General features: G+C 55.1%; 17 protein-coding genes. 6 read left to right on the top strand and 11 right to left on the bottom strand.

What is annotated here, in order from left to right:
* Positions 1 to 17: 17 nt before the first annotated feature.
* From hemE to trxA, 5 genes are all read right to left on the bottom strand, one after another.
* Positions 18 to 1,082: a uroporphyrinogen decarboxylase gene (hemE, locus tag HZ297_RS08770; RefSeq protein WP_178862878.1), complete on the bottom strand. Its 1,065-nt coding sequence runs from the start codon at positions 1,080 to 1,082 to the stop codon at positions 18 to 20.
* A gap of 152 nt (positions 1,083 to 1,234) precedes the next feature.
* On the bottom strand, positions 1,235 to 2,053 hold the full coding sequence (locus HZ297_RS08765) for a thermonuclease family protein (RefSeq protein ID WP_178862877.1): 819 nt from the start codon (positions 2,051 to 2,053) through the stop codon (positions 1,235 to 1,237).
* A 181-nt stretch (positions 2,054 to 2,234) separates the two neighbouring features.
* Positions 2,235 to 2,483, bottom strand: coding sequence for a type B 50S ribosomal protein L31 (locus HZ297_RS08760; protein WP_178862876.1), 249 nt, complete (start codon positions 2,481 to 2,483; stop codon positions 2,235 to 2,237).
* Between the two features lie 184 nt (positions 2,484 to 2,667).
* Positions 2,668 to 3,924 (bottom strand): transcription termination factor Rho, encoded by a 1,257-nt coding sequence (gene rho, locus HZ297_RS08755; protein ID WP_178862867.1) that lies wholly within the window; start codon positions 3,922 to 3,924, stop codon positions 2,668 to 2,670.
* Between the two features lie 121 nt (positions 3,925 to 4,045).
* The gene (trxA, locus tag HZ297_RS08750; protein ID WP_178862865.1) at positions 4,046 to 4,360 is read right to left on the bottom strand and encodes a thioredoxin TrxA; all 315 of its coding nucleotides are present in this window, start codon (positions 4,358 to 4,360) and stop codon (positions 4,046 to 4,048) included.
* Positions 4,361 to 4,461: 101 nt separating this feature from the next.
* Here trxA and HZ297_RS08745 point away from each other — a divergent pair, with 101 nt between their 5' ends.
* The 5 genes from HZ297_RS08745 to HZ297_RS08725 all read left to right on the top strand — a co-directional run bounded on the left by HZ297_RS08745 (position 4,462) and on the right by HZ297_RS08725 (position 8,901).
* Positions 4,462 to 4,602, top strand: coding sequence for a hypothetical protein (locus HZ297_RS08745; RefSeq protein WP_178862863.1), 141 nt, complete (start codon positions 4,462 to 4,464; stop codon positions 4,600 to 4,602).
* Between the two features lie 107 nt (positions 4,603 to 4,709).
* Positions 4,710 to 6,941, top strand: a complete 2,232-nt coding sequence (uvrD, locus tag HZ297_RS08740; protein WP_178862861.1) for a DNA helicase II — start codon at positions 4,710 to 4,712, stop codon at positions 6,939 to 6,941.
* Entirely contained in the window at positions 6,941 to 7,543 is a 603-nt protein-coding gene (locus tag HZ297_RS08735; RefSeq protein WP_178862859.1) for an ABC transporter ATP-binding protein, read from the top strand. The genes uvrD and HZ297_RS08735 overlap by 1 nt, the downstream gene beginning before the upstream one ends.
* The gene (locus HZ297_RS08730) at positions 7,540 to 8,334 is read left to right on the top strand and encodes an ABC transporter permease (RefSeq protein ID WP_178862858.1); all 795 of its coding nucleotides are present in this window, start codon (positions 7,540 to 7,542) and stop codon (positions 8,332 to 8,334) included. The genes HZ297_RS08735 and HZ297_RS08730 overlap by 4 nt, the downstream gene beginning before the upstream one ends.
* 126 nt (positions 8,335 to 8,460) lie before the next feature.
* Positions 8,461 to 8,901 carry a rhodanese-like domain-containing protein gene (locus tag HZ297_RS08725; RefSeq protein WP_178862857.1) on the top strand — a complete coding sequence of 147 codons (441 nt, stop codon included), beginning with the start codon at positions 8,461 to 8,463 and terminating at the stop codon, positions 8,899 to 8,901.
* A 52-nt stretch (positions 8,902 to 8,953) separates the two neighbouring features.
* Here HZ297_RS08725 and HZ297_RS08720 read toward each other — a convergent pair whose 3' ends face one another.
* The 5 genes from HZ297_RS08720 to olsF form a co-directional block, all read right to left on the bottom strand.
* Positions 8,954 to 10,267, bottom strand: coding sequence for a sensor domain-containing diguanylate cyclase (locus HZ297_RS08720; RefSeq protein ID WP_178862855.1), 1,314 nt, complete (start codon positions 10,265 to 10,267; stop codon positions 8,954 to 8,956).
* A 129-nt stretch (positions 10,268 to 10,396) separates the two neighbouring features.
* On the bottom strand, positions 10,397 to 13,306 hold the full coding sequence (locus tag HZ297_RS08715; RefSeq protein WP_178862853.1) for a methyl-accepting chemotaxis protein: 2,910 nt from the start codon (positions 13,304 to 13,306) through the stop codon (positions 10,397 to 10,399).
* A 197-nt stretch (positions 13,307 to 13,503) separates the two neighbouring features.
* Positions 13,504 to 14,073 (bottom strand): DedA family protein, encoded by a 570-nt coding sequence (locus HZ297_RS08710; protein WP_246261810.1) that lies wholly within the window; start codon positions 14,071 to 14,073, stop codon positions 13,504 to 13,506.
* A 4-nt stretch (positions 14,074 to 14,077) separates the two neighbouring features.
* Positions 14,078 to 14,707, bottom strand: a complete 630-nt coding sequence (locus tag HZ297_RS08705; RefSeq protein ID WP_178862851.1) for a YchE family NAAT transporter — start codon at positions 14,705 to 14,707, stop codon at positions 14,078 to 14,080.
* Between the two features lie 146 nt (positions 14,708 to 14,853).
* Complete coding sequence (olsF, locus tag HZ297_RS08700; RefSeq protein WP_178862849.1) at positions 14,854 to 16,590, bottom strand: bifunctional ornithine lipid synthase OlsF; 1,737 nt, start codon at positions 16,588 to 16,590, stop codon at positions 14,854 to 14,856.
* Between the two features lie 152 nt (positions 16,591 to 16,742).
* Between olsF and HZ297_RS12180 the strand changes: the two genes are divergently transcribed.
* Entirely contained in the window at positions 16,743 to 17,996 is a 1,254-nt protein-coding gene (locus tag HZ297_RS12180; RefSeq protein ID WP_178862847.1) for a redoxin domain-containing protein, read from the top strand.
* Between the two features lie 171 nt (positions 17,997 to 18,167).
* Here the strand turns inward: HZ297_RS12180 and HZ297_RS08690 are convergent, their stop codons facing one another.
* Positions 18,168 to 19,460, bottom strand: a complete 1,293-nt coding sequence (locus HZ297_RS08690) for an NAD(P)/FAD-dependent oxidoreductase (protein WP_178862845.1) — start codon at positions 19,458 to 19,460, stop codon at positions 18,168 to 18,170.
* Positions 19,461 to 19,464: the final 4 nt, after the last annotated feature.

Raw genomic sequence — 19,464 nt, 5'->3', positions numbered from 1 at the left:
AGGGCTGCAAGGCGCGATTACACGTGATATTGCGGGCTCAATTCCACCACGGCGTTGATAAAGGCCGCAGCGTGCTCCGGATTGACTTCCGGATGAATGCCGTGCCCCAGGTTGAAGACGTGGCCAGTGCCTTTGCCGTACTGCGCCAAAATGTGCGCCACTTCGTCGCGGATACGCTCCGGCTTGGCGTAAAGGATGCTCGGATCCATATTGCCCTGCAGCGCAACTTTGTCGCCGACGCGCGCACGGGCGTTGTCGATGTCGGTGGTCCAGTCCAATCCCAGTGCATCACAGCCAGTATCCGCCATGGCTTCCAACCACTGGCCGCCGCCTTTGGTGAACAGAATGACCGGCACTTTACGGCCCTCGTTTTCGCGCTTCAAGCCGTCCACGATTTTTTGCATATAACGCAAAGAGAACTCTTGATAGTCGCGTGGCGTCAACACGCCGCCCCAGGTATCAAATACCTGCACGGCCTGCGCGCCGGCTTCGATCTGCGCATTCAGATAAGCGATGACAGAATCGGCCAGTACATCCAGAATATGGTGCAATGTCATCGGCTCGTCGTACATCATCGCCTTGATTTTCGAGTAGGTTTTGCTGGAGCCGCCCTCAACCATATAGGTCGCCAAGGTCCAGGGGCTGCCGGAGAAGCCGATGAGCGGCACGCGGCCGTTCAACGCTTTACGGATGGTGCTGACGGCATTCATGACGTAACCTAGGTCGGAACCCATATCCGGTACATACAATTTTTTGGCGTCGGCCAGGGTGCGCACCGGCTTGTCGAACACCGGGCCTTCGCCGGTTTCAAAACGCAAGCCCAAGCCCATCGCATCGGGAATGGTCAGAATGTCGGAAAACAGGATAGCTGCATCCAGCGGGAAACGCTCCAACGGCTGCAAAGTCACTTCGCAAGCCAATTCGGCATTGCGGCACAGGTCCATAAAATTGCCCGCTTTGGCACGGGTAGCGCGGTATTCTGGCAGATAACGCCCTGCTTGACGCATCATCCATACCGGGGTGCGGTCCACTTCCTCTTTCAGAAGAGCGCGTAAAAAACGGTCGTTTTGCAGTGCTGCCATTGAGAATCCCTTTATCTATTATGAGTGCCGGCGCGTCATGGGACGCCAAGCCTTTGATATAACCAAAATAATTGCAAAAATAATCGCACTATTCTAACGGAAATGCGCGCCTGCGGAAACTAAAAAAGCCGCGCCGCTACGATTGGATGCGCTTAGGGGGTTGCAGGGGTGTGCAAGGGATTGAGCAGGTCGATCGCGTTGGGGGTGTCGATGACCATAAACATATTGCCTTTGTAGAAGTACGCCAGGCCGCGCGTTTCGATGACCCGGCCTGTTAGCTTTTGAAGCGCGTTGAAGTCGAACGCACTCCAGCGCTCTTTGGGAATGCGGATGCCGGTGGTGTCCAGATTCACGATGTAATAGGTGGAGGAGGCTTCGACTTTTTCGACCTTGCCGCGAATAATGCGCCAGCCGTCATCATCCTTGCGCAGCTCGGAACTGTTGGCAATCGGGAAATGCAGTTCGGGGTTTTTCTGGGCGAGGTCCCAAAGCTGGTAGCGGTTGTCGCGCGCCACCTTTTCGGCGGCAAAATAGCACTGTTGATGCAGGCTGTTAACGGCTTCCGGCTGCGCTAAAGCGAAACCGCTTTTGAGGATTTCGGCATTGATATTGGTGCCGTCGCGCAGAAACAGATGCACCATCTGGCGGCCGCGGTTATCGACGCTTTCCTGGTCATATTCGACCCCGACCTCCAGCTGGTTGTTGGCCAGCAGTTTGTTGAGGAAGGTTTGCGCCTCTTTAGCCAGCGGTTGGCCTGGTGTGTTGAATTTGTAGGTACGCGGGATTTGCGGCGCCTTGATGCCGATGAGACGCGCGCGCTGGCCCTGAATCACCAGGCTGTCGCCGCTGGTGGCATAGGTCGCCTTGACCCAGGTGAGTTCCTTGGTCGGCGCGCAGTCGTCGGCCCACAGGTTGGACGCGGCAAACAGGAGGCTGAAAGCGGCCAGGCGGCAAAAAGTATGGATGGTCATGGCAAAATTGTACTGTTTTTATCGGTTAAGCAAAGGATTGCATGAGGTTTACACCATCCTAGCAATTCCAGGGCCTAAATACAAAGTTTGGCCGAATGGCAATTTGCAGGCATAAAAAAAGCGCTGGTTCCAGGCGGTTGCCGGGAAAACAGCGCTTTGCTGGAGAAGCAAAAAATTTTGCTTATCGACGACCGTATTTCTGTTTGAACTTCTCAACACGACCTTCAGTATCCACCAGTGTTTGCTTACCAGTGTAGAAAGGGTGAGAGGCGCTAGAAACTTCAACACGAACTAGCGGGTAATCTTTACCGTCTAGAGTGATCGTCTCACCAGAAGTTTTTTCAATCGTAGAACGAGTCACGAATGTTTCACCAGTAGAGATGTCCTGGAAAACGACTTCGTTATATGCTGGATGAATGTCTGCTTGCATGATGACGGTCCATTGTTAAATTTCAAAGAAAGGTGAATTATAGTGATAAAAAATAGAATTGCAAATTTCTTTTTGGTGAAAATCGGCTTTTCTGATTGAATTTATTACCAAAATGCCACAAGGCTGCATAAAAAAACGGCGCTTGAATTGATTGCGCCGTTTTTCAGCAGGCCGGGTGCGCCGTTTAGCGTTTCATGGCGGCGAACAGTTCGGCGTTGGTTTTGCTGACTTTCATCTGATCGATCAGGGTTTCCATCGCTTCGGCTTCGTTCATGGATTGCAGGAAACGACGCAGAATCCAGATGTTCTGCAGTTCGTCCTGTTTGGTCAGCAACTCTTCCTTACGTGTACCGGATTTCTCCAGATTGATGGCCGGGAAAATGCGTTTTTCCGCGAGGCTGCGCGACAGGTGCAGTTCCATGTTACCGGTACCTTTGAACTCTTCAAAGATAACCTCGTCCATTTTCGAACCGGTATCCACCAATGCAGTGGCGATAATCGTCAAGGAACCGCCCTCTTCGATATTACGCGCCGCACCGAAGAAACGCTTCGGACGGTGCAGGGCGTTGGCGTCGACACCCCCCGACAGGATTTTGCCCGATGCCGGGGTCACGGTGTTGTAGGCACGCGCCAGACGGGTAATCGAATCCAATAGGATAATAACATCGGTTTTGTGTTCCACCAGGCGCTTGGCTTTCTCGATCACCATTTCGGCCACCTGCACGTGGCGTGTGGCCGGTTCGTCAAAGGTGGAGGAGATGACTTCGCCCTTGACGGTACGCGCCATCTCGGTCACCTCTTCAGGACGTTCGTCGATCAGCAGTACGATCAGGTAAGCGTCAGGATAGTTCTCGGCAATCGATTGCGCCATCTGTTGCAGAATCACGGTTTTACCGGATTTTGGCGGCGCTACGATCAGTCCGCGCTGCCCCTTACCGAAAGGCGCGGCAATGTCGATAATACGCGGGGTAATGTCTTCGGTACTGCCGTTGCCGATCTCCATCTTCAAACGCTGTTGCGCGTGCAACGGCGTCAGGTTTTCAAAGGCGATTTTCTTGCGCGCCACTTCCGGCTCTTCAAAGTTGATTTTCTCGACTTTCAGCAACGCGAAATAACGCTCGTTGTCCTTGGGAGGGCGGATTTTGCCCTGGATGGTGTCGCCTTTGTGCAGGCCGAAACGGCGGATCTGGCTTGGCGAAACGTATAGGTCGTCAGGGCCGGCCATGTAGGAGCCGTCGGCGGTACGCAGGAAGCCGAAGCCGTCAGGCAGGACTTCGAGTACGCCTTCGCCGTAGATGTCTTCGCCGTTTTTGGCGTGCGCTTTCAAGATGGCAAAGATAATGTCCTGCTTTTTGGCGCGGGCGACATTGTCCAGACCCATGTTGTTGGCCAGTTCAATTAAAGAGGAAACGGATTGTTTTTTGAGGTCACTTAAATTCATAGTGTATTCGCGTTGTGGCTAGTGTTGCAAAAGAGGGTTTGGGGGATTTGAATCGGGTTGATGTTCGCGGAGAGGAGATGTGTCGGCTGCGCGGCACCCGGTCGGGCGCGCGCAGAGGATCTTACAGATTGCCGTCCAAGAAAGCGCAAAGTTGTGATTTTGACAACGCACCCACTTGAGTCGCATCGACTTCGCCGTTTTTGAACAGCATCAATGTCGGGATGCCGCGTACGCCGTATTTTGGTGGCGTAGACGGGTTTTCGTCGATGTTCAGTTTAGCAATCTTGACCTTACCTTGGTACTCTGCAGAAACTTCGTCCAGAATCGGGGCGATCATTTTGCAAGGACCGCACCATTCCGCCCAGAAGTCTACCAGTACAGGAATATCAGATTGTAGAACTTCGGCTTCGAAATTTGCATCGCTGGTTGAGATCATGTTTTTTCTCCTAAGTTTTTATATTTTTTCTATACGCGGCTGTTCCATCCCGGTCCGCCTGACGTTGGCAGTTTAGGTTTGGGAGGTCTCAATGGATTCGTATGGAAAAGTTTGAATCGGTGATGGATGCTTGTTTTTTAAATGCGAGCTTTAAAAAGAGAGATGAAACATCCAATTATGGTTTTTTGAAATTCTGGATTTCAGTAATTATTACATTAAAAGAGTTGGCAGTTCAAGCCTGAATTCGGCGAAAAAATGAAAAATTCGTTAAAATGGGAAAAGGTAATTAAATTCTTTTAGAAACGTATCACGACCGCTTTGGGTACAGGGCGTTTAAAGTAAAGCATGTATGGATATCTCTTATATATTAAATGATTTGAATGATGCGCAACGCGAGGCGGTGACGCTGGACGAGCGTCACGCCCTGATTCTGGCGGGGGCCGGTAGCGGTAAAACCCGCGTCTTGGTGCATCGCATCGCCTGGTTGACCGAGGTGTTGGGGCAGTCGGCTTATAACATTTTGGCGGTGACCTTTACCAATAAAGCCTCGAATGAAATGCGCGGACGTATCGAGAACCTTATCGGCCACAAGGCGCAGGGGCTGACAATGGGCACGTTTCACGGCATTGCCTACCGTCTGTTGCGCCAGCATTATCAGGAAGCCAAATTGCCGCAGAATTTCCAGATTCTGGATGCGGACGATCAGAAGCGCGTGCTCAAGCGCCTGCTCAAAAGCCTGGAGTTGGACGAAAACCAGTGGCCGGTGCGCCAGGTGCAGTCCTTTATTAATAGCGAGAAGGAAGAGGGGCGCCGTCCGCATCATATCGATCCAGGTCACAACCCGTTTGTCATCAAGATGGTGCAGATTTATGCGGCTTATGAGGAGCAGTGTCAGCGCTCCGGCCTGGTGGATTTTGCCGAACTGCTGTTGCGCGCGCATGAGTTGTGGTTGAAAAATCCGCTGGTGCTGGCGCATTATCAGGCGCGTTTCCGTCACATTCTGGTGGACGAGTTTCAGGACACCAATACGCTGCAATATGCTTGGCTGCGGGTTTTGGCCGGCGGTTCCGGCAAGCTGTTTGTGGTGGGCGACGACGACCAGTCGATTTACGGCTGGCGCGGGGCCAAAATTGAGAATATCCGCCGTTTTGACGAGGATTTTGCCGATGTCAAACTGGTGCGTCTGGAGCAGAACTACCGCTCGACCGGTACGATTCTGAAGGCCGCCAACGCGTTGATTGCACACAACGCGGAACGTATGGGCAAGGAGCTGTGGAGTGCCGGCGAGGAGGGTTCGCCGATCAAGATTTACGAGGCCTTTAACGATCTGGACGAAGCCAGCTATGTCTGCAACCAGATCGAGGCCTGGTGCGAGCAGGGCGGGGCGCGTAAAGAGGTGGCGGTGCTGTATCGCTCCAACGCCCAGTCGCGACTGATGGAACAGGCGCTGTTGCAGGCGCAGATTCCATACCGCGTCTATGGCGGCCTGCGCTTTTATGACCGCGCCGAAATCAAGGACGTGCTCGCTTATTTGCGTCTGTTGACCAACCGTGACGACGATGCCGCCTTTGAACGCGCCTTTAACCACCCGCCGCGCGGCATCGGTCAGAAGAGTGCCGACGCTATTCGCGAGGTGGCGCGTGACCAGCAGATTTCGATGTGGGCGGCCGCCCGTTTGTTGGTGGAAAAAGGCTTTAGCGCGCGTGCCAAAACCTCGGTACAAGGGTTTCTGGAGCTGATCGACGAATTGGCGCAGATGCGAGAAGGGCGCGATTTGCAGGATCAGGTGATGCAGGTCATCGCCCGCTCCGGTCTGCAGGCGCATTTTGAAAAAGACCGCTCCGAACAGGGCGAAAGCCGTTTGGAAAACCTGGATGAATTGATCAACGCCGTCAGCCAGTTCAAGCCCAAGCCGCAGGAAACCGTGCCGGGTTTGGACACGGAGGAACAGGCCGAGCAGCAGGTGTTCGGCTTGCCGGAGCAGACCGATTTATTGGGCGAGTTTCTGGCGCAGGCCGCGTTGGAGGCCGGCGAGCAGCAGGCTGATGCGTGGGAGTCGTGCGTGCAGTTGATGACGCTGCACGCGGCCAAGGGGCTGGAGTTTCCGCTGGTATTTATGGTCGGCGTGGAAGAGGGGTTGTTTCCGTCGCAACAGGCGGTTGACGAAGGCGGCCGACTTGAGGAAGAGCGCCGTCTGGCCTATGTGGGCATTACCCGTGCCGAGCAGCAGCTGATTATCACCTACGCCAACCGCCGCCGTTTGCATGGCAATGAATTTTATCCGTTGCCGTCGCGTTTTATCAGGGAGATTCCGGCCGAGTGTGTGGAGCTGGTGCGTATGAGCGGGCAGGTACGTCCCACCAGTGAGGCGCCGGTGTTGAATACCAGCGTACAGGCGGCTTTGGCGGCACAGCGCCCGGCGGATTATCAGATCGGCCATCGCGTGCGCCACGAGAAATTCGGCGAAGGCATTGTGCTGAATATGGAAGGCGCGGGCGATCATGCCCGCGTCAACGTATTCTTTGAACAGGCCGGTGCCAAATGGCTGGTGATGGCTTATGCCAAATTGGAGCGGTGTTGATGTTACAGGTTTCGCAAGTACATACGCCGGGCATGCGGGGAAGCGTGAGTTTTGCGTTGCAGCGCGGCGAGTTGGTCATGCTGTCGGGGCGCTCCGGCAGCGGCAAATCGCTGTTGATGAAGGCGCTGGCCGATCTGTTGCCGCATGACGGCGAAGTGCGTCTGAACGGCGATTTGCAAACCGCCGTGCCGGCGCCGCTCTGGCGGCGCCAGGTGATGTATTTTGCTGCGGAAACGGCCTGGTGGCGCGACACCGTGGACGAGCATTTTGAGACAGTGCCGGAGGAGGCCGCGCTGGCAGCCATCGGTCTGAAAGGGGCTGATTTGCAGCGCAGTGTGGCCACGCTCTCCAGCGGCGAAAAGCAGCGTCTTGCGCTGCTGCGCGGGCTGCAATATGCGCCGAGTGTACTGTTGCTCGACGAAATCAGCGCCAATCTGGATCATCACACCACGTTGCAGGTGGAGCGCTATGTGTTGGATTATTGCCAAACCCGCCAGGCCGCCGTGCTGTGGGTGAGCCATGACTTGGCACAGCATCAGCGCCTGGTCGATGCGGCGCATTGCTGGTCGCTGGATGCGTTGTATGAGGAGAACTTAGCATGATTCATCTGAGTTATTGGGATCTGGCGACGCTATCGGTACTGGTGGTGCTGTTGGGTGTGCTGCTGTGGTTGAACGGCTTCACTCATGTTAAACAGTTTGCGTGGGCGAATGTCCGCATGACCGCGCAACTGCTGCTGATGGGTGTGTGGTTGAGCTGGGTGTTCTATGCCGAAAACTGGATTTGGGTGGCGCTGGTCGGCGCGGTGATGCTGGCGGCGGCTGCTTACGAGATTGCCAAGCGCCAGCACTACCGTTTTGTGAAAGGCGGCAGTGTGTGGATCGGCCTGTTTTCCATCTCCCTGACCTCGCTGCTGTTGCTGGTGGGCGTGCTCACCATTGTGATCGAGCCGACACCCTGGTATCAGGCGCAGTATGCAATTCCGTTGCTGGGCATGTTGCTGGGTAACAGTATGACGGCGATCGGCTTGGGGCTGGATACGCTGACGCGTAATGCGGTGCAGTTGCGCGCCCAGTTGGAGGCGCAACTGGCGCTGGGCAAAACCGCCAAGGAGTCGATGGCGTTTATCCGCGAGCAGAGTCTGCACACGGCAATGATTCCGGTCATCAATATGCTCGCGGCGGCCGGCATTATCTCGCTGCCGGGGATGATGACCGGGCAGATTCTGGCCGGCGCCGATCCCGCCGAGGCGGTCAAATACCAGATTATGGTGATGTTTCTGATTGCCACCTCCACCGGTCTGGGGACTTTGATTGCGGTGTATCTGGCTTCAAAACGGCTGTTTGACGAGCGCGAACGCCTGCAGCTGGCGCAGTTGCAGAAAAGCGCTTGAAATCGGCCGGAAAAACTCAACAGGCCGGGTGGTTTTGTGGAGCGGAATTGTTTTACATCATGTTTTGGTTTGCAAAACTGGTGTAAATTCAATTCGTTGCTATTGTTTCCCACAAAGGAGCGCATTATGCCGTTACGTTTGAAAGAGTTGGTTCAGGCCGCCAAGGCGAATATCAAAGAGGTCAGCTGTAAAGAGGCGCAAGAGCTGCTGAAGTGTGGCTACAAAGCGTTGGATGTGCGTGAAGCCGCGGAGTATTTGGACGGCACCATTCCGATGGCGGTGCATATTCCGCGCGGTATGCTGGAGCCGGTGTGCGATACCCAGTATGCGTGCCATAAGGGTGAGATGTCCGACCTGGATCAGGGTTGGGTGGTCTTTTGCCTGGCGGGCGGGCGCGGCGCTCTGGCGGCAGACACCTTGCAGAAAATGGGTTACACCCACGTGGTGAATCTTGCCGGCGGTTTCACCGCCTGGAAGGAAGCTGGGGGCGCTATTTCCGTGCCACCGATCGAAAACGGCCTGATGCGCTGCGACCACCCCTGGAACCCCGGATTTCAGCAAGGTTGATGGTCTTCGGCGGGTTTCCGGTGGAGGCTGCAAGCGGACGTGAGTATTGGCCTTAAATGGTTTTTTGCACGTCTTCGAAGCTCAATTCCGATTGCCCGCCTGTAGATTCGGGACGGCTAACGGTTATGCGGTTGCGTCCCGCATGTTTGGAGGCATAAAGCGCCATGTCGGCGCGATGTAGAAGGTCGGCAACCGATTCGTTCGCTGCAGGGCAGGCTAAGCCGCCGCTCAGCGTGAGGTGGCCAATCGTTTCAAAGGGTTGTTGCGCCACCCACTCTCTAAAGGTTTCCGCACGCTCCTGCGCGTGGACGATATCACAGTCTTCCAGAATGACAATGAACTCCTCGCCGCCCCAGCGGCCGAGGTGGTGTGCGGGGCTGAAATGCCGGCGCAGCAAATCGGCAAAAAACTGCAGGGTGCGGTCTCCGGTCATGTGCCCTTGGGTGTCATTGATCTGTTTGAAGTGATCCAGATCGATCAGCAGCACGCAATACGGCAGGCGTTTTTGCAGATGGTTTTCGTGCTGTTTCTCCAGAATGTTTTCGATTTCCAAACGATTGTTCAACTGCGTCAGCGGGTCGGTTGACGACAGATGCTGCAGCAAGCTGTTCTGCTTGAGCAGATCGCGTTGCGCTTCAATCAGTTCCTGGGTGCGCTTGTGTACTTCGGCTTCCAGATTGTCGTTGGCCTTTTGTAGGTTTTCGTTGATTTTATTGAAACGGCGGGTCAGGAACAGCGAAAAAACGATACTGAGTGCCACCAGTGCCGCCGCCAGCAGCATGACGGTTTGCATCAGATGGTCGATTTGATGGCGTGCTTTGCTAATGACGCTTTGAATCTCGTTGATTTGATAGTTGGAGAATTGGTTGACCTGGTCAATGAAAGTATCCAGTCCGTCTGTCGCCCGGGTTAAAAAGAGATTGCGGGCCTCTTCGATTTGTCCTGCCATCGCCATTTGCGCGATTTCGTCCTGCAAGGGGGCGATTTGGTGTGCGCCGCGATCCAGTTCGGTCAGCCAGTTCTGTTCAAACGGGCTCTGGGTCAGCAGTCTGACCAGCTGATCGCGGTGGCGCCCGTATTCCATGCCGTCGCGATAGAAGGTCATCAGCGCCTTGTCCTGTTCGAAAATATCGTTATGCAGCAACACCTGCTGCAGATCGACGCTGCGTTTCTGGCCCGCCATATGCAGGTTCATCAGATGGTGCAGCTTCTGATGCTGGATCTGTATCGCTTGGGTGGTCTGATTGAGTGCCTGAACGGTCTGCTTGTCGATAATGAAAAGCAAGGTGGCCACTAACAACAGGGTAACCGCAAACATCATCCATACGATGCTGTGATGGTAGGATTCTGGGCGTGATTGAGGCATCCAGAGATTTCCGATCCAGCCGGTGCTGGGTTCTAAAGAGGGTTAAAAAAGAATAATTTCAACAGGCCGGGTTATCTGAATGGCCGTTTTGCAGACTGTTATTTTTCAGTATGCAAAACGGATTTTTGCCTATTTTTTGAGATTTGGCAAGGCGTTAAGGCGGAATTGGCGCATCGAATGCTCCAGCGCTTCCGCAGATTCCAACAAAGTTTCCGTGGTGGCGGTGGTTTCCTCTACCAGCGCCGCATTCTGCTGAGTGGTGCTGTCGATCTGGGTGATGGCCTTGTTGACCTCGTCCACCCCTTGGGCTTGCTCTTGTGAGGCGCGTGACACATCACCGACGATTTCCAGTACCTTGCGGGTCTCTTCGGTGACATGTACCAGCGCGTCGCCCACCTTATCGACCTGGTTCACCCCAACCTGAATGGCGCTGGAGGTCTGTTCGATCAGGCTGTTGATCTCTTTGGCGGCGTCCGCCGACTTGGCCGCCAGATTGCGAACCTCGCCCGCGACCACCGCAAAACCGCGACCGTGTTCACCGGCACGCGCCGCCTCCACCGCCGCATTCAGCGCCAGCAGGTTGGTCTGGAAGGCGATCGAGTCGATCAGACCGGTGATCTCCTTGATTTTGTCCGACGCCTGCTGAATGTCACTCATCGAGACCTTGGTTTCGCGCATCACGTGATTGGCGTCTTCCAGCATATTGCTCTGTACCTGGGCAATACGCTGGGCATTCTGGGTGTTTTCCAGATTGCTGCGGATCTGCGCGGTGGTTTGCTCCATCGCCGCAGAGGTCTGTTCCAGCGCGGCGGCCTGTTCCTGTGTACGCTGGTTCAGGTTCTGCGTGCCTTCGACCACGGTGTGCACGCCGTCGCGCATCTGATAGGCCACATCGGTTACTTGCATGAGTGTCGCCGACAGGCGGCTGATGCTTTCGTTGATGGCTTGTTTCGCTTCATCCAGGGTGTACTCGTAAGGGCGTGCAATCGGCTGGGTAAAGTCGCCTTCCGCCATGCGGCGCGCAGCGCTGACAACATCGTTGAAGCCGGATTGCAGCACTTCCAGTGACTCGTTGATATTGGTCTGCAGACGACGGATGTCGCCTTCGGAGAAGTTGGCGATGCGTTCGTCCAGTTTGCCGCGCGCGGCAAACGCCATAATCCCGTTGATTTCGTTGAACACGCTATTCAGTGTGCGGGTGGCGCTGTTGCAGTCGTCAATGACGCGCGCGAACTCGCCTTTCAGGGTGTTTTCGCGCTGTTGATCGAAACGGCCGTTACGCAAGTCGCTCATGACGTCGCCGATGGTCTGGAATGTGCTCTTCAGACTCTCGGTGGCGGTATTGATGCGGTTCTGCAGCAGTCCGAAATCGCTTTCAAACGGGAAGTCGATATGGTGATCGAGGCGTCCGGCGACGATTTCGGTCATGGCGGTATTCACTTCCGAAATCACCACTTGCGACATCATGGCCTGACGGTTATAGGCCTGGGCCATCTGGTGGATTTCGTCGTTGCCGTAGGTATGAATCCGGGCAAACAGATCACTTTGCTCCACGGCCGCTTCCATGGTGTGCTGCGTACGGCGGATGGGTCTGATAACCTGCATCCACAGCAGAATCGCAAACAGTGCCAGCATCGACAAAATGCTGATCAGAATCCCCATAAAGGCGTTTTCGGCGACCTTGAGCTGTTTGGCGACGATGTCGTTAAACTGTCCGACCGGTTCGCTGATAATGTGGTATCCCATCAGTTTTTCAGCCGCGTCGTACACCGCTTGCGCGTAATGGAAATAGTCCGGGGTAATCAAATAGCCCTGTTTGAAGAGCGTATTCAAATCCAGTTTGCGCAAGGCTTCGATTTGCGTACCGGAGTTTTCCATGGAGAAATGCTTGTCGTTGCCGACCACCCATTTTTTGTCATTGGACACAGGGATGTTATTGGCGTTTTGGGCGCGGTATTTATCCCCGGCCAGCGCATAATCGACCGAGATGGCCATGAGATAGAGCTGCTTGTGCGAGGCAAAATCGCGTTTGACCGACCCCACGCCCTGAATGAATTCAGCAACCCCTTCAAAGCGTCCGTTTTCGAAAATCGGCACAACCGATTTGATATTGAACCCCACCGAGCTGATGGCGTTGACGATCATCGGTTTTTGTTCCTGCATCAATTTCTTGATATAGGCGCGGCTCGACAGATCGTCGATCACCTGTTTCTCGAGCGGCACCCACGATTTGAAGTAGGATTCGCCCTTTTCGTTAATGAAATGCAGTTTGATGTTTTGCAGATCGGACAGGGTACGGTAGTGGTCACCGATGCCGCTGAGGTTTTCGCTTAAAGCCGCCTGATCTTCCGCTGCTGCGAAGTGACGGATGGTTGCAGGGAAGGTTAAGCCCAGCGCGTTGGTCAGACCGATTTCCGCTTTTTTGGCGATGAGTTTGTCCAGATTGCTGCCGAGGAACTTGGTATGGTTAAGGGCGGCATTCAGTTGAATAGTGTGCTTTTCGTTTTGTTCGTGCAGATACGCCGCGCCCAAAATCACCGCTGAAATCAGGATCAGGGCGCCGAAGATTTTCTGTCCCAAACTGGCTTTGTGCAGACCAATCAGCGAATAGAGGCGGTGCTGGGTCTTGTTGACCCATTCACCGTTGTAATAGACCATTTTCCCCTGATTGATTTTGGCGTAGAGCGCCCGCGCCTTCTCAATCCGCTTAGGGTCTTCAATCACACGTTTAACCGAGGTATAACCCTGGTATTCACCCTCCTTAAAGACCGGCTGAATCGTCATGTCGACCCAGAAGCTCTCGCCGTTTTTCTTTTTTTCGTGGATCACGAAGTTGAGTGTGCGGTTATTGCGGCACTCGATGCGGATGACATCCTGAATCATTTGCGGAACATCATCGGCACGCAGCATGGCGGTGGGCTGGTTTTGGATTTCATCCAGGCGATAACCCAGCCAGAGCCGATAGTCTTCGTTGATATAGGTGATGCGAGCTTCGCTATTGACGTTGGTGATAAAGCGTAGATGGTTGTTTGATGACATAATAACTTTCGTGGATTAATGTGGCCTAAAGTTGTACGGTTGTATAACTTTTGTATTGTATTTCAAATCGTTCGATAAATGCCAATATAATCTACATGGGTGTCGGCGTCTATAAAATGATTTTTGACAAAAAACAGGACAAAACTTGAGGACAATCAAGCTGTCGGGCAAATGCCTCAAGCGGCGTTTGCCGCTGTTTATCGGCGCCGTTTGCGGATTAAACGCACCACCAGCAAGCCGACGGCCAGACCGATCAATCCCGCCAATACGTAGAGTTCAATCTGTTTGACTTCGTTAATCAACGCCGCCAGGGTTTGCCCGATCAGATAACCGAGCCAGCCGAAACTGATGGCCCAGATTGCCGCGCCGATCATGTTGAGCGCCAAAAAGCGCCCCGGAGGGTAGCCGCTGGCGCCGATAACAAACGGCGTAACGGTGCGCAAGCCGTAAAGAAAACGCGAGCTGATGACCAGCCAGTTCCGATGACGCTGGAGTTCTGCAAACACCTTGTCTGCATGCGCTTGCCATTTGGGATTGTTATCGATGAACTGACGTCCCTTGCGGCGTCCCAAATAGAAAAACAGCTGGTCGCCGGCGAGGCTGCCGACAAAGGCGGTGAGAATCACCCAGTGCAGTTCCAGATAGTCCTGATGGGCGAGAAAACCGCCGATCAGCAGAATAATCTCGCCCTCAAAGAAGGTGCCGATCAAAATCGCCCAGTAGCCGTACTGGCTGATAATCTGTTCCACATCCAAATCAAACAGCATGGGGTTAGGCCGCCAGACTCGGGAACAGCCCCTTGAGGCCGTTGGCGATGAACTCAATGGCAATCGCCGCCAGCAGCAGCCCCATAATACGGGTCACAATGGTCATGCCCATGACGCTGAGATGGCGTGAAATCCACGGTGTGAGCTGGAATACCGCCCACAGCAATGCGGCGATGACGAGGATGTCGCCCGCCAGAATGGAGTAGTGCATGACGCTGCTGCCGCGATGCGCTTCGATAATCACCGTACTGATGGCGCCGGGGCCGGCCAGCAGCGGAATCGCCAAGGGCACCACCGCGATGGAGTCGCGGTCATCGGCCTGATAGCTCTCTTTGGCGGCTTTGGGTTCGCTTTTGGCGTGCATCATGCCTATTGCCATCAGCAGGATCAGAATGCCGCCGCCGACACGGAAGGAGTTGATGGAGATGCCGAAAAACTCCAGCAATATCTCGCCGAACAGTAACGAGATCAGCAGAATGCTGGCCACCGCCACTACGCTCATATTGATAATGCGGCGGCGCTCCTGCGGGTAGAGGTCGGCGGTGAGCGCAAGAAACACCGGAATCACGCCAATCGGATTCACAATGGCGATGAGGCCGATCAGAAACTTGGTGTATTCGGTATAGTCCAGCATGACGGTGACGCGCCTTGATTTTATGCAGATGGGTAGCCTGTTAGTTTACTGGCAAAGCGCTGGCTAAACCAGTTTAATGCCCGAAAATAGAGGCGCTCAAACGGCGGGTCGTCCGCAGAATCTCATTGGGGGTTATTCGAGGCGCCCTAAACCCCGATAGGGGTCAGGTAACGCTGTCTCTTTTTGGCCTGGATTTTATCCAGTTCCACCAGAATCAGACTGTCGATGCAGCCGCCGAAATCGGGGTCGATGCTGAAATCGATAAAACGGCAGCCTTTGTCCTCGCACAGTTCGGCGTATTGTTTGAACAGGGTGGGAACCTTAACGCCTTCCAAATCGAGCAGGGCATTGAGTTTCTTGAAGCTGGTTTTGTAGTCCTCATTGAAGAGGGTCTGTGCAATCTGCCGATTGGCTTCGCTGACGCTGACCGGGCGTTTTGCACAGGCCAGGTCCTGATGCGAACCGAACTGCTGTTCATAAAAACCGATAATCAATTCCTTGGCGTTTTGCGGGTAGGCGTCGCTCAAGGAAACCGGGCCGAACAGGTATTTGATGTCAGGATGCTGCGCCACATAGGCACCGATGCCGTACCATAGATAGTCCAGGCTGCGCATCCCCCAGTAGCGCGGCTGCACAAAGCTGCGCCCCAGCTCGATGGCGTGCGGCAGATAGGGTTCGATTTCCGCTTTAAGGTCAAACAGCGTGCTGGAATAAAGCCCTTGTTTGCCGTGCGTATCCATAATGGCGCTGCATTCGCCGATACGGTAGGCGCCGACAATTTCCAGATCCTCTTCGTCCCACAACACCAAGTGACGGTAGTAACTGTCATAGGCATCCAGATCCAGCGAGTGCCCCGTGCCTTCTTCGACCGAACGGAAGGTCAGTTCGCGTAACCGGCCGATTTCGTGCATCACCGGCGAGTCCGGCGCAAAGTCGTACAGATAGATTTTTTTGCCGTCCTGCGTCTGCCCGAGCAGCTGGCTGGCCTTGAGGGCTTTTTTCAAGGCCTTGCGGTCAACCGGATGGGCCACGGTCTCCAGCGTTTCAAACAGCGCCGGCTTGCCTTTTTTGGCGGCTTTGGCCTCCTTGTCGAGTTGGTAGAGGTGTTTGCGGAAACGGTTGGCGAGGGTACTGGCCGGCAAATCCAGTTTGGCGACGGTTTTCCAGGCAATCGCCTTGCCGATATGGAACTGGATTTCCTGATGATCTTTATTGAACATCTCCTGCACCAGCATCAAGGTTCCTAACGGCTTGTAAAGCGCGGACAGACTGTAAAACAGCGCGGAATTGCGGGCATCGACATAAATCGGCACGATCGGCGCTTTGGTCTTTTCGGCCAGTTTGAGGAAGCCGCCTTTCCATTTGCCGTCGCGCACGCCGTTGGGGCGGATGCGCGAGACTTCGCCGGAAGGGAAAATAATCACGGCTTCGTCGTTTTGCAGCGCGCCCAGCATCGCCTTGAACTGGGTTTTGTGGCTGTTTTTGCCGCTGATATTGTCCACGCCCAGAAACAGCGATTGCAGGGGTTCGATATGATTGAGCAGGTCGCTGGCGACGATGCGCACGTCGGGCCGCACGCTGCGTACCATTTTCAGCAGCGACAGGCCGTCGAGCGAGCCGATGGGGTGGTTGGCGACGATAATGACGCGCCCTTCGGCGGGAATGCGCTGCAGGGCGCGGGAGCTGACCTTGTAGCTGAAGTTGAAGTGGTTGAGCACCGCATCCAGAAAGGCAAAGCCGCGCAGGTGCTGGTGGCTGAGGATGAACTGGTTGATCTCCTCTTCGTGACTCAATGCCTTGATGAGTTTGACCAGCCATTTACTGCCGGGCTTGCGGCTCAGTTCGGGGAATTTGTCGCTCAGCGCTTTTTCCAGATTCAGCATTCTTGTGATTACCTGTGTTTTTCGGGATGGATTCAGACTGGATTATCAGGCGGCTGTTTGACGCCGAGATGACAGCGACGTGATGTTTTTTTTACAGGCCATCTCTTCTACAATGGCGTAACCCGCATTGGGTGTCATTTGAGGAGAAGGCCGTGGCGCGTACCATTATTCAATTGCTGTTTGTCGTATGGAGCTGGAGCCTGCTTCCGGTTCAGGCCGAGACGCGCCCCTTGCCGCTTGCGGATGCCGAATTGAACATTGAGGTCGTTTCTGCAGAGGCGCCGGCTCAGGCGCGGCTGCTATGGCTGCCGTCCGAATATGGCGTGTTGTCGCAGGAACGCAAGGTCGCGGAAAGGCTGGCAAAAAACGGCATTGAAAGCTGGTTTAGCGATCTGTATGAACCGCTGTTCTTGGCGCCGGCGCCGAGCGCGGTCGATCAGGTGCCGACGGCCTGGGTGCAGGCGCTGATTAAAGAGGCGCGCAAGGATGGCAAGCCGCTGTGGATTGTGGCGGCCAACAAGGCGGCACAGCTTGCGGTGCGCGGCGTGAGCGCTTTCCAGCAGGAATCCTTGAACCACTTGGGATTGGTTTTGATCAATCCCAATTTGTATGTGAATACGCCGCAAGCGGGGGAATCGGCGCAGTACTGGAACGAGGTCGCCAGCGTCAATTTGCCGGTGACGATTTGGCAGGCGGAGTTGTCGCCCTGGCGTTGGCGTTTGGCGGAGCTGTCAAAACAATTTGAACAGGCCGGCAGCGATGTGTTTACCGTTTTGCAGCCCAAGGTGCGCGACCGCTTCTATTTCCGTGCGGACGCACTGGCGGTAGAAAAAACCGCGGCTGAACAGTTGGCCCCGCGCCTGCAAACCCTAATAGGGTTGCAACTGCCCTATATGTCTGCGGATCGGCGTATGGCGCCGGTCGCTTCCGCAGCGCCGCAGAAGGCCGCCAGCCATCGCTCCACCGAATTGCAGCCGTATCAGGGCCCGCAGGATCGCGTTTTGCAGTTGCAAGATCAGCAGGGTAACACGGTCGCTTTAAGCGATTATCGCGGCAAGGTGGTGTTGCTGAATTTCTGGGCGAGCTGGTGTCCGCCGTGCGTGCACGAAATGCCGTCGATGGCGCGCTTGAAAACCCGCTTAAAAGAGGCGCCGTTTGAGATTCTGGCGGTCAATCTGGCGGAATCGGCGGCGGCGATAAGCGCGTTTCTGCAGACTCATCCGGTGAATTTCCCGGTGTTGCTCGACCCGAGCGGTTCGGCGGTGAAGGAGTGGCAGGTGTTTGCCTATCCGAGTACCTATCTGATCGACAAGCAGGGACAAATCCGTTACGCGCTGTTTGGCGGCACGCAATGGGATGCAGCAGAACATCTGACGCTGATAGAAGAGGCGTTGCAGCAGCCGTAACCCGGCCTGTTGAAAATTTTGGGGAGAATTTGGGGAAGAGTTTTGGCACGATGCCGGAACAAGGTTTGAACCACCAGGAGGCCAAAACACCAAGGCGCGAAGCGTTTGGACGGTGAGGTCTGTGCGATTCGTGCCTGGGCGTTCCGGTGGTGTTAAATCACCTGAGTTTTGTCAGCTTTTCCAAACGTCGGCGGTAATGCTCTTGTACCAGCCGCGCGCGTATTCGGCTTCCATTTTGCGCACTTGTTGCGAAGCGCCCATCTGGCTGACGCCGCCGGCGATCTCTTTGATGATGCCGTCCTGCATTTCGTACACCCCGGCGATGCTGATGCCGTAGTGGGCGCCTACCAGACTGTAGCAGGTGTTGGCGTTTTTAGGCCGCGGCATGGCCCAGTTGTTAAGCTGGGAGACAATCGCCGCCGCGCACATTTTGCCGTGGCTGGAGGCGGAGTGTCCCGATTTCGGCATCTGTCCGGCAATCGAGGCGTCGCCAATCACGAAAATGCCGCGTTTCTGTGTGGATTCAAAGGTTTCCTGATTGACCGGACACCAGCCGGTGGCGTCGGTCAGGCCGGTATCAAACGCGATTTTGGCGGCTTTTTGCGGCGGAATCACGTTGATCACGTCGGCTTTGAAGGTATCCAGTTCGCAGCTCACGGTTTTGTTTGCTACGTCCAGCTCTTCAACGATGGCGCCGTCGTTTTTGCCGTACCACTCGATCATGCTGCCGTAAAGTTCCTGCCAGCCCTCCATAAACAGCGCCTGTTTGGAGAATTTGGATTTGGGGTCGAGCACGATGATTTTCGCCGTGGGATTGTGTTCCTTGAAGTAGGCGGCAATCATGCTGACGCGCTCGTAAGGCCCTGGCGGGCAGCGGAACGGATTGGGCGGGGCGATCATCAGGAAGGTGCCGCCCTGGCGCATTTCACGAATCTGTTGGTACAGCAGCTCGGTCTGCGGGCCGGCCTGATAGGCGTGCGGCAGCACTTCGCTGGCGGCTTCGGAGTAACCGGGGACAGCGTCGTAAACAAAGTCAATGCCGGGCGACATCACCAGACGGTCGTAATGCAGCGTCTCGCCGTTTTGCAGGGACACGCTTTGCGCGTCGCCATCCACGCGGCTGACGGTGTCGTGAATCACCTTCACGCCGTGTTGGGTTTTAAGCGCTTCATAGTCGTGCGTGAGGCTCGGCACATCGGTCAGGCCGGCCAGATACCAGTTGCTGCCGGGGCAGGTCATGTAGGTTTGTTTGGGCTCGATCAAGGTCACGTCGATCTGGTTGCGGCTGAAACGGCGCAGGTATTTGGCGGCCGTGGCGCCGCCAAAGCCACCGCCGATGACGACAACGTGCGGACGGGCGTTTCTGAACGGGGTGCTGCAGCCGTTTAGCGTGGCGGCCAGCGGTGCGCCCAGACCGGCAGCGGCCAGGGCTTTGATGAGAGTTCTACGATTGGATTGAATCATGTCG

Source organism: Thiomicrorhabdus cannonii (assembly GCF_013391695.1).
GTDB classification, from domain to species: domain Bacteria; phylum Pseudomonadota; class Gammaproteobacteria; order Thiomicrospirales; family Thiomicrospiraceae; genus Thiomicrorhabdus; species Thiomicrorhabdus cannonii.
The sequence above is the reverse complement of the archived record's forward strand: the minus strand, read 5'-3'. Positions and strand labels throughout refer to the sequence as shown.

Coding starts and splice junctions, on each gene's coding strand:
- uvrD (WP_178862861.1), top strand. CDS start 4,710: ATGGATATCTCTTATATATTAAATGATTTGAATGATGCGCAACGCGAG.
- HZ297_RS08745 (WP_178862863.1), top strand. CDS start 4,462: ATGGAAAAGTTTGAATCGGTGATGGATGCTTGTTTTTTAAATGCGAGC.
- rho (WP_178862867.1), bottom strand. CDS start 3,924: ATGAATTTAAGTGACCTCAAAAAACAATCCGTTTCCTCTTTAATTGAA.
- HZ297_RS08735 (WP_178862859.1), top strand. CDS start 6,941: ATGTTACAGGTTTCGCAAGTACATACGCCGGGCATGCGGGGAAGCGTG.
- trxA (WP_178862865.1), bottom strand. CDS start 4,360: ATGATCTCAACCAGCGATGCAAATTTCGAAGCCGAAGTTCTACAATCT.
- olsF (WP_178862849.1), bottom strand. CDS start 16,590: ATGCTGAATCTGGAAAAAGCGCTGAGCGACAAATTCCCCGAACTGAGC.
- HZ297_RS08760 (WP_178862876.1), bottom strand. CDS start 2,483: ATGCAAGCAGACATTCATCCAGCATATAACGAAGTCGTTTTCCAGGAC.
- hemE (WP_178862878.1), bottom strand. CDS start 1,082: ATGGCAGCACTGCAAAACGACCGTTTTTTACGCGCTCTTCTGAAAGAG.
- HZ297_RS08690 (WP_178862845.1), bottom strand. CDS start 19,460: ATGATTCAATCCAATCGTAGAACTCTCATCAAAGCCCTGGCCGCTGCC.
- HZ297_RS08725 (WP_178862857.1), top strand. CDS start 8,461: ATGCCGTTACGTTTGAAAGAGTTGGTTCAGGCCGCCAAGGCGAATATC.
- HZ297_RS08705 (WP_178862851.1), bottom strand. CDS start 14,707: ATGCTGGACTATACCGAATACACCAAGTTTCTGATCGGCCTCATCGCC.
- HZ297_RS08715 (WP_178862853.1), bottom strand. CDS start 13,306: ATGTCATCAAACAACCATCTACGCTTTATCACCAACGTCAATAGCGAA.
- HZ297_RS08730 (WP_178862858.1), top strand. CDS start 7,540: ATGATTCATCTGAGTTATTGGGATCTGGCGACGCTATCGGTACTGGTG.
- HZ297_RS08710 (WP_246261810.1), bottom strand. CDS start 14,073: ATGCTGTTTGATTTGGATGTGGAACAGATTATCAGCCAGTACGGCTAC.
- HZ297_RS08720 (WP_178862855.1), bottom strand. CDS start 10,267: ATGCCTCAATCACGCCCAGAATCCTACCATCACAGCATCGTATGGATG.
- HZ297_RS08765 (WP_178862877.1), bottom strand. CDS start 2,053: ATGACCATCCATACTTTTTGCCGCCTGGCCGCTTTCAGCCTCCTGTTT.